Source organism: Campylobacter sp. CFSAN093224, assembly GCF_012897395.1.
Taxonomy (GTDB): domain Bacteria; phylum Campylobacterota; class Campylobacteria; order Campylobacterales; family Campylobacteraceae; genus Campylobacter_D; species Campylobacter_D jejuni.
In genome coordinates, this window is record NZ_CP040607.1 from 916767 (window position 1) to 930845 (window position 14079).

Consider the following 14079-nt stretch of genomic DNA (forward strand, 5'->3'; position numbering starts at 1 on the left):
AAAAAATAAAAACAGAAAAAGCAAAAAATAAAAAAGATTAAAAACCAAATCTAAAAACAAGCTCTTATGAAATCATTAAAAAGGAAAAACACAAATGAAACGCATTATCTTACTATCTAGTTTAGCTATCTTAAGCCTTTATGCTAGTGATACTAAAGATAATAAAAAAACCATACAAATGTTAGAACAATCTCCTTATAAAGAAGATGCTAACTTAAAAAACTACAATAACACTTTAAAAGTAAAAGATGGAGTGATTATCATAGATCATTCTAATACTAGTGATGATAATAATTCAAAAACCACTAACACAAAGAAAAACATTCAAAAAGATAATAACAACACTCAAAAAAATCAACCTAACTTGTCTAATGATAATACTTTAAAAACTAAAACCCCAAATTCAAACACTCCTTCTTTAAAAAATACTTCTAAAGAAGAATCAATTCATAAAGTTAGCTTTAGCTTTCATATTACCAATAAAAACATAAACTTTAAAGATCTAGGTTTAGATGAGCAAGTTTTACAAGAAGCCTTAAACGATTACAAAAAAGAAAGTATTTCAGTTCAAGACTTACAAGATATAGCCAATATCATTTCTTATTATGTTCAAGTTAGTGGTTATCCTGCTGCTACAGCTTATATCCCACAACAAGAACTAAAAGATCAAATTCAAATCAATATCACCTTAGGTGTTTTAGGTAAATATGTGGTTCAAAACAATTCTAGTGTAAGAGATTATGCTATAGAAAGTAAATTACCTAATCACAAAGGTGAAATCATCACTACTAAATTAGTAGAAGATGCAGTTTATAAAGTCAATGAAATGTATGGCATACAAACCCTTGCTTCTTTAAAAGCAGGAGATAATCCAGGTGAAACAGATGTAGTGATAGAAACTACCCCTAGTGATAGCTTTGTTTCTGTATTGTTTTATGGAGATAATTACGGTATAAAAGAATCAGGTAGATATAGGGGTGGTGCTAGTATGAGTTTTAATAACATAGCTCATCAAGGAGATAGTCTTAATGCTTATTTGCAAAGAAGCGATGAAGCACAAACTAACTATGGTATAAGCTATACTACTTTTCTTAGGGAATTTAAAAATCACTCCAAGTTATTCTAAAGGAAACTATGCTTTAGGGGGAATTTGGAGAGAATTTGACTTTATAGGAACTTCTGAAAATCTAGGTATAGATTTAAAATATCCTTTGTGGATTACGACTTATAATTCTTTTTATTTAACTTCAAGCTATTATCATAAAAAACTTAGTGATTCTAAATTTGATATTTTAACCTTTGATAAAAGCTCTGATACGATAAGCTTTGGTATAGAAGGAGTTTATAATGGCATTAGCAATGATAGTTTTTCTTATAGTGCTAATGTAAGCTATGGTAATGTTAAAGATGAAGGTATGACTATAGTAGGTATAGGAACAAGCAAAGTAGGTGGAGTAGAATTTGGAAAATTTGCTAAACTTAACGTCAATCTTAACAATGCTTATTTCTTTAATGATACCTTTACTCATCTTTTTAGTTTAAATTATCAACAAGTTATCAATGGAGCTACATTAGATAGTAGTGAAACCATATCTTTAGGAGGTCCTTATGGAGTAAGGGCTTATAATAATGAGATAATGCTGTAGTGGCCAGCTTTGGACTTAGAATGGCTACTCCTTTAAAAGATTTTTTATATTACTCCTTTTTATGATATAAGTTATTCTTGGTATGAGAATGATTCTTATACAAACTATATAGATGCTTATGGTTTACAACTGCTTTATAATAAAACAGGGAATTTTTATGTCAAGCTTGATTTAGCTAGAGCTTTAAAGAAGTATAAGCTAGATGATGATTATAGTTCTAAAGCTTATATAATCTTTAGAAAGTATTTTTGAGTTATTTTTGATCAAATATTTAATGCATATAATTTATATTGCCATAAAAGCTTTTAATGTTATAATTTAGCATTAAAAGCAAATGTCAAGGATAAAAATGCAAGAAAATTTACTTGAAAAACAATTTCTAAATCACCCTTTATACGCTAAAATTCAAGAACTTAAAGCTCTCAATCTTGCTTGTAATTTTTCTTTAGATGATAGTGTAATTTTATCTACAAATTCTCAAGCCAAAGATGAAATCTTAGCTATAGCAAAAGAACTTAAACCATGGAGAAAAGGTCCTTTTAAAATAGACGATCTTTTCATCGATACAGAATGGCAAAGTTTTATTAAATTCAACATTCTAAAGCCTTTCATGAACGAAATTTCTCAAAAATGCGTTGCTGATATAGGCTGTAATAATGGTTATTATATGTTTAAAATGCTTGAATTTAATCCTGCAAAACTCATAGGTTTTGATCCTTCTATCAAATACCGTTTGCAATTTGAACTCATTAACGCTTTAGCTAAAACTCCTATAAAATACGAACTTTTAGGCGTAGAAGATCTTCCAAGCTATGGCTTGAAATTTGATGTGATTTTCTGTCTTGGGGTGATTTATCATAGAAGTGATCCTATAAAAATGCTAAAAGATTTAAAAGCAGGACTTAATAAAAATGGAGTTGTTTTTTTAGATACCATGTATATAGAAGATGAGAGAGAAATCGCTCTTGTGCCTAATAAAACTTATTCTAAAATTCCAAATATTTATTTTGTACCAAGCATTAGTGCATTAAAAAACTGGTGTGAAAGAGCAGGATTTAAAGAATTTGAAGTTTTGGCTACAAAAAAAACCGATGAAAACGAACAAAGAAAAACAGAATGGATAGACTCTTTTTCGCTGGAAAATTTCTTAGATCCAAAGGATAAAAATCTTACCATTGAAGGCTATGAAGCACCCAAAAGAGTTTATATACGCATTAAAATATAAATTCTTTTTATTTTTTACCGATATTGAAAATTAGATATTTTGAAGTAGATAAGTAGAATTTAAAGGTTAGATATGGCAAAAAAAGATAATTTTGAAGAATATGCACAACTTGAAGAATACGCATCTGCAGAAGATATATCTCGCGTTAGAGCAGAATTACTCACTTGTCCTGAATTAAACACCTCGCTTGCTGGAACCATTATAGAAATTGATAAAAACTATGCCAAATCAATTTTAATAACCACAAGCGAAATGGTAGCAGATGATCAAGGATTGATTTTTGATGCCTTTATTTTCGCTGCGGCAAACTATGTAGCACAAGCCTCTATCAATAAAGAATTTTCAGTGATTATTGGATCAAAGTGTTTTTTTTATGCTCCGCTTAAATTAGGCGATGTTTTAGAACTTGAAGCTCATGCACTTTTTGACGAAACCTCCAAAAAAAGAGATGTAAAAGTGGTTGGACATGTTAAAGAAGTTAAAATGTTTGAAGGAACGATACAAGTTGTTAGCACCGATGAGCATATATTTAAACTCAAGCGTCCGCCACTTAACACTGTTAAACCTACAGAAAATCAAGAACAAGGTGCCAAAATCAACAATCCAGAAGCTGTAGCAGCTGCATTAATGGCCTCTGTGGGTGGAAAATAATCAAGGAGTCATTTTAATATCTACCCAATTTTTTGGACAATCCTTATGATAAGTTCCACTTCCATCATAATACTCTTTACAATCATCATAAAAACGATTTGAAATCCCTCTTTCATTTACAAAACATCCAGAAATTCCTAAAGCTAATAGCACCATTAAAGTATATTTTTTCATGTTTTTCCTTAGAATTTATTGTGTTTTCTCCATTTATAAGGCTCTATAGGATTACTCTCTTTCCAAAGACCTAAATGATTTTTCTTAGCATTTTCTTGTTCTTTGGTATAAGCGTTACTATAGTAAGTATCAGCCCAAGCATAGCCTTTGCTTACCAAAAATCGATTAATATCAACATCATTAAGCTTTACAATAGCAACAATTCTACCATAAGTATCTTTATTTTTATAAATAATTTCAACTTGTTTGCCGCTTAAAATTCTACTTAAAGCTTCTTTTGATTGCTTTCCAAAACTTTGTTTAAGTTCTGGTGCATCTATACCAAAAAATCTTATTCTAGCGAGTTTGTTTTCATGATTAACTTCTATAGTATCTCCATCAATAATTCTAACTACTTTTCCTTCAAAACTAGAATTTTGGGCAATATAGTTCTGGATAAAAACAACTACAAGAGTGAAGATTAATACAGAAAAAAGTTTTTTTGGATCACTTAATAATTTTCTTAGATTAAATATTTTTTTATAATTTATTCTCATTTTTTAATCATTTTGCCTTTAAATTTTAAAAAATATGCCATAATTTTATCAAAACAAAGGAGATAAAATGCAAAATGTTATAGAAAATTTTAAACAATTATGCAAAATTCCTCATTGCAGTTATGAAACAGAACAAATGAAAGAATTTTTAAGCTCTTATGCTAAAGATAAAGGCTTTAAAGTGAGTGTAGATAAAGCAGGAAATATTCATGCCATAAAAGGCAAACCAAAAATTTGTCTACAAAGCCATTATGATATGGTCTGTATGGGCGATGCACCAAACTTAGAAGTTTATGAAGAAAATGGCTTTTTAAGAGCCAAAAATTCAAGTCTTGGTGCAGATAATGGCATAGGTATAGCCATCATGATGAGTGCTATGGCTGAATTTGAAAATTTAGAATGTCTTTTTACAAACGATGAAGAAGTAGGACTCATGGGAGTGAATTCACTCGAGCACACTTTAGAATCTAAAATGCTTTTAAATTTAGATCATGAAAGCGATGATGAGATCATGATAGGCTGTGCAGGTGGAGTAGATATAGAAGCAAGTTTGTCTTTTAATACCCTTAGAAAAAAGGGTAAAATTTATGAGCTTTGTGCGCAAAATTTTAAAGGTGGACACTCAGGCATAAATATCATACGCAATGAAAAAAGTTCCATCAAAGAAATGGCTAAATTCATACAAGAAAATGAAGGAGAAATCATTTCTTTTGAAGGCGGAGAAAGAATCAATTCTATACCTAAACACGCCAAAGCTTTAGTGCATTTTAAAAATGAAGTAAAGAGCAACGACTGGATAAAATGCGAATTTAAAGAAGAAAATGAATTTGAAATTTGCGATCAAAGTAAAAAACTTTTAAGCCTTATAAATTCTTTTACTCATGGAGTTAGAGCTTATGATGAAAATCTAGGTATAGTTCAAACAAGCATTAACCTAGCTACTTTAAGAATGCAAGATAAACAAATCAAATTCGCACTTTTTGCAAGATCTAATATACTTGATGGACTTAAGCAAGTAGAATTTGAAACTTTAGAATTTTTCAAGGCTTTTGATTTTAAAGTAAGAAGTTTTAATTTCTATCCACCTTGGGAAGGTAAACCAAACGCACTTAGCGACATGGTTTTTAAAGCACTTAAAAAAGTATCGCCTAATGTCAAAGTTTCAGCTATCCATGCAGGGCTTGAGTGTGGCATTATAGAGAAAAAACAAGAGCTTTTATGCACTTCTATAGGCCCAAATATCCATAATCCTCATTCAACTGATGAGCATTGTGAAATCGCTTCAGTTGAAAAAATATCTAAGGTTGTTTTTGAAGTTTTAAAAGACAATGCTTAATTCTTTAATCTTGCTTCTTGCAAAAACGCGTTTTAACAAAAACACGCAAAGCAAGGAACAAGATCCCACTATAGCAAGATAAATACCCAAATACTCTTTATAAAAAGCATTAACTATAAAAGGGGTTAAAAAACCTAAAATCGCATAAGAAATATTATAAGCAAAACTAAGCCCGCTAAATTTCAGTTCACTTTTAAAAATTTGCGTCATAAAAACAGGCGCGAAAGTAATAATACCTTGTGCAAAACAAGCCAGTAAAAAATAAAATAAAAAATTCTCATCATAAAAACTAAAAAGCACACCAAAAATAATAAAAGCTATACTAAAAATAAAACAAATCCTATAGCTTCCCCATTTGCTTGCTAAAAAACCTTGAAATAAAGCTCCAAAAATCACCGCTAAAATAGCAAAATTTTGCACCCATAAAGCAGAAGTTTTACTCATAGCTAAAAGACTTTCAAAATACTTAGGTAAAATCATCAAAGTTGCCACACCGCTTGTTAAAACCATGGTCATTAAAAAACAAACAAGCATACTCATTTTATGAGTTTTTAAAGCTTCGAACAATGGAAAACTTAAAATTTTCTTTTCATTTTGAACTTTTATAAATTCTGGAGTTTCGCTGAGTTTATTTCTTAAAAACAAAGCTAAAATTCCAAAAAATCCTCCTATGATAAAAGGAATTCTCCAAGCATAGCTTTGAACTTCTTCTGGGGTAAAATAAGATCTTATGCCTAAAGTGGCAATATTTCCTAGCAATAAACCTATGGTTAAAGTCGCTGAAATAAAACCAAGAGCCAAAGGAATTTGACGCCCTTTGACAAATTCGCTCACATAAATCCAAGCTCCGCTCACCTCAGTTCCAACGGCTAAACCTTGCAAAATGCGTATAGTAAATAAAATCAAAGTAGCAAATATACCTATACTTTCATAACTTGGCAAAAAAGCTAAAGCAAAACTAGGCAAAACCATCAAAAGCATAGAAATATAAAAAATATTCTTTCTTCCATATCTATCAGCAAAATGTGCCATCACAATAGAACCAAAAGGACGCGCTAAATAAGCAGCACCAAAGGCTATATAAGCATTTATCTGCATCCAAAAAGCATCATTTTGCGGAAAGAATACCTTAGTAAAAATATCCAAAAAAAAGGCAAAAAGCACAAAATCATAAAATTCTAAAATTCCACCCAAAGAAGCATAAATAATATTTTTGTATTTTTTTTGCATATTTTATCCTAAATCAATATAAAGGGCAAAAAGCCCTTTATTAAATTTTTCCACCTTCAATCACTACATCATCAGCCTTAACATCATCTCCAAAATGAGCTTTTAAAGTTTCATCATAAGCCTTGTGAAAAAACTGCTCTTGGCCTAGTTTAATGATCAAATTATCGATAAATTCTTTAAGTTCTTTATCGCCTTTTTTAACCGCTGGTGCGATAACATCTTTGTTACCTAACTCTTTGATACCCATTTTAAAATCAGGATGATCTTTCACCCAAGCAAAAAGCAAGGTATTATCATGACTTAAAGCATCGCCTCTTTTATCCATCAAAGCGGCAAAGGTTTCGGTATTTTGATCATATTTTAAAGTTTTAATATTAGGATAATTTTGCGTAAAATAAGCATCTGCTGTTGTGCCTTTGTTTAAAAGCAAGGTTTTATCTTTTAAATCTTCTACGCTAGTTATATTACTATCCTTTGGTACAGCTACGCCTAAAGCTACTTTCATATAAGGCAAGCAAAAATCAACCTGCTCTGCCCTTTGCGGAGTTTGAGTAAAATTAGCCAAAATAATATCTACTTTATTTGATTTTAAAAACTCAACCCTATTTGCAGCTTCAACAAGAACAAATTGCACCTTATTTTCATCGCCAAAAAGTTCTTTTGCTATGCGTTTAGCTAAAGCTATATCATAGCCTTGATTGTTGCCTTTTTCATCCACATAACCAAAAGGTGGTTTATCGCCAAATACCCCAATCCTAACAACTCCATTTTGCTTGATCTTATCAAGAGAATTTAAAGTTTTAGAGTCAGAATTTCCTCCACAAGCAGCCAATACTACTGCAACAAAGGCCGTTAAAACACTTAGAAGTATTTTTTTCATACATTTCCTTTCTTTAAAAATAAGCTTTAAGCTATTGCAAAAATATATAATAATTGCAAAGTTAATTATACTTAAAATTATAAATAATGCATTTGAAACAAACTAAAAAGATTTTCCTATGTGTAAAAATGTAATTAATCTCACACTCTCTTTTAGCATTGTTTAAATTTTAAGTAAAAAAAAGATATAATCTTTTTTTAAATTTTTAAGGAGAAAACTATGAAAAAAGGTATTTTTCTCTCTATTGGAATAGCTGTTTTGTTTTCAGCTTGCGGAAATTCCATAGATGAAAAAACAGTTAAAAAATATGAAAATCAACTAAATCAAACAGTTAAACAAGAAATTGCAAGCCTTTCTCAGGATTCTGGAATAAAAATTGAATTTTCTGATTTTAAATGCAATGCAGATGGTGATTTTATAGCGTGTTTAAGTCCAAATTTCAAAACTCTTGCAAAAGATAATAACGATGAGTATCAAGAACTATTTCAAGCAAAAAATATCAAAATTCGCTCAAATGAAATTTACAAAGGCGAAGCAAATACATCAATTAGCATTAAAGAATATTACAACGATCTTTTTAAAAACCAAAAAAGCATACAATCAAATTTGGTTTTTGAAGATTTTAAACTTGGAGAAAAAGTTGTTAGTGACATCAATGCAAGCTTATTTCAACAAGATCCAAAAATCAGCTCTTTTATCAATAAATTAAGCTCAGATTCTTATACTTTATCATTTGACAACTCCATCAACAAACAGGAAAACAATTATATAGATAATCTTGATATAAAATTTTATAACGCAAAATTAAATTTCAATACAAATTTAAATATAAATCTAAAAGAAGATTTGCTTAATTACCTTGATTCTAAGGGTATAAAATTTAACACTCAAACTTTAGCTATGGATGAACAAGCTATCAATGAACTTCTTAATATAGCAAACTACGAACAAGCTTCAGATTTTAGCAATACAATCCAAAAATACATCATCTTAAACAATTTTAAAATTGATTCAACTCTTAAAACCGAAGGCGTATTTAGCAGCTATATAACAACTGCTAAGGAAAATTTACAAACCTTAAAAACTCAAAGTCAAAATGAAGAACAAGCATTAATCTTTGATAAAGCTTTAGCTATTTTAAACAATATCACTCAAAACGATGATTATAAACTCAATCTTGATTTAAAATTTAAAAACATCCCTGTTAGTGACTATAGCACACAGGGAATCGACAGTATAGAAAAACTGAGCATCAACAATCAAGATGCCACAGAAGCGTTAAAAATTATACTTCCATTTATCATGTTTTCTATGTTAATGGGCGGAGCGTCATTTTAAATTTTAAAATGATAAAAACTTCAAAAACATTAAAAGCAAGATTAAATTCTTTGCTCTTAATGTTTTCATAACATTAACAAAAAAGGCTAAAATGAAAATTTTATTCTCCCCTAGTGAAAGCAAAAATGAAAATTGTACAAAAAATCCTATCAATGAAAACTCATTTATATTTAAAGAATTATTTCCTTATAGAATGGAAACTTTAAAGCATTATGAAGAATTTATCAAAAACGCAAGTTTACAGAATTTACAAGAACTTTTTGGCATTAAAAATGAAAATGAAATTGATAAATTTAAACACGACTTAAAACAAGCTCCCACTCAAGAAGCTATATTGCTTTATACTGGGGTAAGTTATGAATATCTTAATTTTAAAATCCTAGATAAAAAAAGTCAAACTTATATTTTAGAAAATACTCTTATATTTTCTAATCTTTTTGGCGTTGTAAGAGCTAGTGATACCCTACCCTTTTATAAATTCAAGCAAGGGGCTAAAATAGGAAATTTTGCCATAGAGAAATTTTATAAAGAACATTTTAGTAAAGCCTTAGATGAATACTTAGAAAATAAAGAAATACTTGACCTTAGAGCAGGATTTTATGATAAATTCTACACCCCAAAAAAGAAATTTTATACTTATAAATTTGTAAAAAATGGTAAAGTCATCAGTCATTTTGCTAAAGCTTATAGGGGAATTTTACTCTCCATAAGTGCAAAAAACCAAGTAAAAAACAATAAAGAGCTTTTAGCAAACCTTCCTTCAAACCTAAAACTCAAAGAAATTCAAATCAAAGGTTTAAAGGAAGAAATTGTACTTGAAATTCTAGATTAGTTTTTATTTTAAGTATTTTAAAGCTAGCTTCGCATAATAACTTGCAGCCCTAGCTAAAAGCTTATCATTAAAAACATAACTAGAATTATGTAAATAAATGTCGTTTTCATTTTCTAAAAAAGCATAGGCACATTTTTTCATTTCGCAAAAAAATCCAAAATCCTCACTTGCCATTAAAGGACGATGATTAAATTCACAATTTTTTTCGCCAAATAATTCTTTTGCAACCTCACTAGCAAAATCCACAGCTTCATCGTTATTCATAGTCACTGGTGCAACAACATTTTTATTGATTTTAATCTCTATATCATTAGCCTGTGCAAGACCTTTACAAATTTTATAAATTTTTTCTTCAGTTAGCTTTCTAGTTTCATTATCTAATGCTCTAACACTCATTTTAATCGTTGCAATATCTGGAATGATATTAAAAGCATGTCCTGCATTAAAAGCTCCTATGCTTACAACTGCTGAATTTTGGGGATCAACATTGCGAGATACTATACTTTGCAAAGCCACAACAAGCAAAGAAGCAGCATAAATAGGATCTTTTGCCTTTTCTGGAGCACTTCCATGACCACCTCTTCCAATAACTTCAATGCTATAACTATCCGAAGAAGCCATCATCGCACCTTTTTTAAGATAAAATTTCTTATCGCTACCAAAAGGCATATTGTGCCATCCAAAAACATAATCACTATCAAATTTTTCAAACAATCCATCTTCTATCATTGCCTTAGCACCACCCAAACCCTCTTCAGCAGGTTGAAAATAAAGATTTAGAGTGCCATTAAAATTCTGACTTGCTAAATACTTTGCAGCAAGCAATAAAGAAGTAGTATGTCCATCATGACCGCAAGCATGCATTGCATTTTCTTTTTTGCTTTTATAAGGCAAATTTGTGCATTCTTGCAAAGGCAAAGCATCCATATCTGCACGAAGTCCTATTTTTTTATTGCTATTTCCCTTTTTTAAAACCCCTACAACGCCTGTTTTTCCTATTTCTTCATAAACCTCATAACCAAATTCTTTTAATTTTTGTGCCACTAATTTTGCAGTACATAATTCATCAAAACCAAGCTCAGGATTTTCATGAATTTGATGACGAATTTTTTCAAATTCGCCTTGTAAGTCTAGTATTTCTGGAATTAAATTCATTCTATTTTTCTCCTTGTATAAAATTTTCTCTTCTAGGTGAAACAAATTGTGCTAAGATCGCTGAAATAAAAATCAAAGCAAAAATATAAACAAAACCCAAAGTAAAACTATGGGTTTTATCAACACTCCAAGATACTACCCATAGGTTAAATGATAGTATAACAAAGGTAATACTCCAAAAAGCACTCATAATATAAGCAGTTTGATTTGGATTGGAATTTTTTAGTTCTGAAGGTAGATTAAAGAAAAATGGAAACCACATAGAATAAAAAATGCCTGATAACACAGCAAAAATCTGTATCAATACTAAATTTTGTAAAAATAACATACAAAATCCGCATATAAAAATACACGCTCCTCCAGACAATAGCATTATTTTAAAAGAGATATTTTTTCTTTTAAAAAATAATCCAAGATAAGGACCAAAAATTTTCGCGACTATCATGGTAGTGATTAAAGTAGTTTGCTGAGTATTTAGGGCAAGATCATTTGAAATCAAAGGCATCAAAGACCCTGTCGCTGCCCAAGAGATACTAAAAACAGCATAAACACTAAAAATGATAAATTCAACTCCAATGCGTCTAAAATGAAATAAAAGTGATTTTTCCATATTAAAATCCTTTTTAGATATCTATTAAAATATAACATAAAAAAATAAGATATTTATTATCTTTAATTATTTTTTTAATTTAATTATTTTTTTATATATTTTTTTGTTACTTTTTGACAATTTATATATAAGTTTAAAGATAAAAAAACTAAAATACAAAATAAAAAACCCGTAAAAGTTTTTTGAAGTATTTAAATGATATATTTCAAAATCTAGTTTTAAAAAGGAAAAATATGGAATTTTTAGCATTTATTTTTTTGATTATTATATTTTTATTTGTAGTCTTTATCATCGTTACTCGCTATGAAAAAAAGATAAAATTACTCAACCAAAACATACAAAATATGAAAGAAGATATAGCCGATCTTAAAGAAACAACTCAAAAAAATCGCTCTTTAATTGAAAAAAATCGCTCTAATATAGAAAATATAATAAAATAAAACTAAGAAAGATTTGCGATAAGCTTATAGTGTTTTTTCTGATTTATCATTAAAGTAAAAATTTTTTCACTTGAATTTTCGCTTTTATTTTTATAAATCATACTTTTTAAAAACGGAAAAAGTATCGTACTAGAAGTTTTACCTTGTAAAATAATATGCATAGAGCCTTTTAAAATTCCGTACTTATAGCTCATACCGCTTGGAAATATATCAAGATTAAAACTTAAACTATCTTCATTACTATCATAATTTAAAATTTCAATTTTAACAAAGCTAATTTCTTGATCTTCTTGAGATAAATTTTTAAAAATTTCAAGTTTTTCATGTTTTTTGATAGCAACAACTTCTTGTTTACTTTCTTTAAAATCAGAAAGAAAATTTTCATTTTTAAAAATTCTTGAAAAAAATTTTAAATTTTTAAATTGCATACTTGTTTGTTTTGTGTTTTCATGTATTATTTTTTCGGATTTTAAGATGTCATGTTCTATATCATATTCTTGGTTTTGATTATTTTTGTTTGATTTCATGTCAAAATCTTCAACGATAATCATATCTTCACTATCACAAATATTAAAATGTTTTACAATTTCTTCAAAAGTAAAACTGTCATCATCAAATTCCAAAAGATCTACATTTGAAGTGATAAAATCAACACCATCTCGTTCTTCAATCTTATCTTTAATCACAAAAGCATCAACACAAAAACACGATCTTTGAATTTCATATTCAGAACTTTTGCCTTTAAATACTATCTTCATCATCACAAAGCTTTTGCTATAAGTTCTAAAGGACTAGCAAAAACAACCTTGCTTGAATTTTGTTCTAATGCATTTGAAATTTGCATTCTGCAAGCTGAACACTCGGCACTTACCACACTAGCCTTACTTTCATCGATCATTTGTGCTTTTTTAAGCCCTACACTTAAGGCTCTATCATAATAATCCGTTTGCATACCCACCCCGCCAAAACCGCAACAAGTATTAGAATTACTCATTTCTACAAAATGATAATTTGTTTTTAAAAGTTCTCTTGGCTCTCTAAAAACCCCTTGCATTTTTCTTGCATGGCAAGGATCGTGATAAGTAATGCTATAATTAAATTTATTTTTTGTTTTTAAAATTTCTTCCAAAGAAGTAAATTTATAAAAATACTCGCTAGCCATATATATCTTAGATGACACACATTTTGCGCGTTTTGCCCAGTCTAAATCATTTTGCATTATAAAAAAATGTTCATAATCTATCTTTAACATAGCCGAACAAGTGGCCTCAGGAACTATAATAGCATCTAATTTTTCTAATTTTTTTTCAAAATACTCAATATTTTTTTTAGCCAAAACTTCAACACTTTTAAAATCACCCGTAAAAAATTGCGGTGCTCCACAACACACTTGTTCTTTCATCAAATCCACATTGATTTTTAATTCCTTAGTGATTTTAAGCACTGCATTAGCCGTATCTATGTAAAAATAATTCGCCAAACAACCTACAAAAAAACCTATTGTTTTTTCTCCATCATTATTGATAAATTTTGGATTAGAATTTAAGAAACTTTTTTTATTAAAACTTGTAAGCAATCTTCCCTTTTTAACAAAAGGCATGGAAAATCTTGCCTTCATACCTGTATTTTCATTCTCATTTTGAATTTTAAACGCACAACTTTGAAACACATAACCAAGCTTAGCTACCAAATCTAAAATTTTGCGTCTTCTTAAAAAGAAAAAAATAAGTTTTTTATACCAAGCTATACCAAATTTTTTAGCTATATCATAACGAACTTCTTCTATGGCATTATCTACTCTTAATTTGCTTGGACATACTTCAACACAATTGGTGCATAAAAAACAAGATTCAAAAACTTTCTTAGCTTCTTTATCAAGCTCTAGACTTCCCTCTTTATAAGCAGCTAAAAGATCTAAAAATCCTCTTGGACTAGTAATTTCATCGCGATTTTCTTCATGTATAGTACAAACAGGTATACATTTGCCACATTTAACACAAGCATCACTTATTTGACTAAATTTCAT

14 protein-coding genes and 1 pseudogene are annotated in these 14079 nt (G+C 29.2%); 7 read left to right on the forward strand and 8 right to left on the reverse strand.

Annotated elements, in window-relative coordinates; all coding sequences use genetic code 11:
* The first annotated feature begins 178 nt into the window (after positions 1-178).
* The 3 genes and pseudogenes from FBF11_RS04765 (at position 179) to FBF11_RS04775 (ending at position 3522) form a co-directional block, all read left to right on the forward strand.
* A pseudogene (locus tag FBF11_RS04765) lies at positions 179-1898 on the forward strand (ShlB/FhaC/HecB family hemolysin secretion/activation protein).
* 82 nt (positions 1899-1980) lie between these two features.
* Positions 1981-2871, forward strand: a complete 891-nt coding sequence (gene cmoB / locus FBF11_RS04770; protein WP_079264593.1) for a tRNA 5-methoxyuridine(34)/uridine 5-oxyacetic acid(34) synthase CmoB — start codon at positions 1981-1983, stop codon at positions 2869-2871.
* A 72-nt stretch (positions 2872-2943) separates the two neighbouring features.
* Positions 2944-3522: a hypothetical protein gene (locus FBF11_RS04775; protein ID WP_002853367.1), complete on the forward strand. Its 579-nt coding sequence runs from the start codon at positions 2944-2946 to the stop codon at positions 3520-3522.
* Here the strand turns inward: FBF11_RS04775 and FBF11_RS04780 are convergent, their stop codons facing one another.
* Complete coding sequence (locus tag FBF11_RS04780; RefSeq protein WP_002853638.1) at positions 3523-3696, reverse strand: hypothetical protein; 174 nt, start codon at positions 3694-3696, stop codon at positions 3523-3525.
* Between the two features lie 8 nt (positions 3697-3704).
* Positions 3705-4232 carry a thermonuclease family protein gene (locus FBF11_RS04785; RefSeq protein ID WP_002853387.1) on the reverse strand — a complete coding sequence of 176 codons (528 nt, stop codon included), beginning with the start codon at positions 4230-4232 and terminating at the stop codon, positions 3705-3707.
* Positions 4233-4299: 67 nt separating this feature from the next.
* Between FBF11_RS04785 and FBF11_RS04790 the strand changes: the two genes are divergently transcribed.
* Complete coding sequence (locus tag FBF11_RS04790) at positions 4300-5568, forward strand: M20/M25/M40 family metallo-hydrolase (RefSeq protein WP_002899955.1); 1269 nt, start codon at positions 4300-4302, stop codon at positions 5566-5568.
* Here FBF11_RS04790 and FBF11_RS04795 read toward each other — a convergent pair.
* A complete protein-coding gene (locus tag FBF11_RS04795; protein ID WP_014516776.1) occupies positions 5551-6798 on the reverse strand; it encodes an MFS transporter in 1248 nt (415 codons plus the stop codon). The two genes, FBF11_RS04790 and FBF11_RS04795, sit on opposite strands and share 18 nt — an antisense overlap.
* A 40-nt stretch (positions 6799-6838) precedes the next feature.
* The gene (locus tag FBF11_RS04800; RefSeq protein WP_002853956.1) at positions 6839-7678 is read right to left on the reverse strand and encodes a cysteine ABC transporter substrate-binding protein; all 840 of its coding nucleotides are present in this window, start codon (positions 7676-7678) and stop codon (positions 6839-6841) included.
* A gap of 219 nt (positions 7679-7897) precedes the next feature.
* On the opposite strand from FBF11_RS04800, the gene jlpA reads away from it, so the two are divergent.
* Positions 7898-9016 (forward strand): lipoprotein adhesin JlpA, encoded by a 1119-nt coding sequence (gene jlpA / locus FBF11_RS04805; RefSeq protein WP_025006531.1) that lies wholly within the window; start codon positions 7898-7900, stop codon positions 9014-9016.
* Positions 9017-9107: 91 nt separating this feature from the next.
* Positions 9108-9848, forward strand: a complete 741-nt coding sequence (gene yaaA / locus FBF11_RS04810; protein WP_168977462.1) for a peroxide stress protein YaaA — start codon at positions 9108-9110, stop codon at positions 9846-9848.
* A 3-nt stretch (positions 9849-9851) separates the two neighbouring features.
* Here yaaA and FBF11_RS04815 read toward each other — a convergent pair whose 3' ends face one another.
* On the reverse strand, positions 9852-11003 hold the full coding sequence (locus tag FBF11_RS04815; protein WP_052822734.1) for a M20 aminoacylase family protein: 1152 nt from the start codon (positions 11001-11003) through the stop codon (positions 9852-9854).
* 1 nt (position 11004) lies between these two features.
* On the reverse strand, positions 11005-11613 hold the full coding sequence (locus tag FBF11_RS04820; RefSeq protein WP_002872801.1) for a hypothetical protein: 609 nt from the start codon (positions 11611-11613) through the stop codon (positions 11005-11007).
* 233 nt (positions 11614-11846) lie between these two features.
* Here FBF11_RS04820 and FBF11_RS04825 point away from each other — a divergent pair, with 233 nt between their 5' ends.
* A complete protein-coding gene (locus FBF11_RS04825; protein ID WP_002853356.1) occupies positions 11847-12053 on the forward strand; it encodes a membrane protein in 207 nt (68 codons plus the stop codon).
* 2 nt (positions 12054-12055) lie between these two features.
* Here the strand turns inward: FBF11_RS04825 and FBF11_RS04830 are convergent, their stop codons facing one another.
* Together FBF11_RS04830 and FBF11_RS04835 are read right to left on the reverse strand one after the other, a co-directional pair.
* Positions 12056-12817: a DUF5416 family protein gene (locus tag FBF11_RS04830; protein ID WP_079742852.1), complete on the reverse strand. Its 762-nt coding sequence runs from the start codon at positions 12815-12817 to the stop codon at positions 12056-12058.
* A complete protein-coding gene (locus FBF11_RS04835) occupies positions 12814-14079 on the reverse strand; it encodes a (Fe-S)-binding protein (protein WP_002868450.1) in 1266 nt (421 codons plus the stop codon). The genes FBF11_RS04830 and FBF11_RS04835 overlap by 4 nt, the downstream gene beginning before the upstream one ends.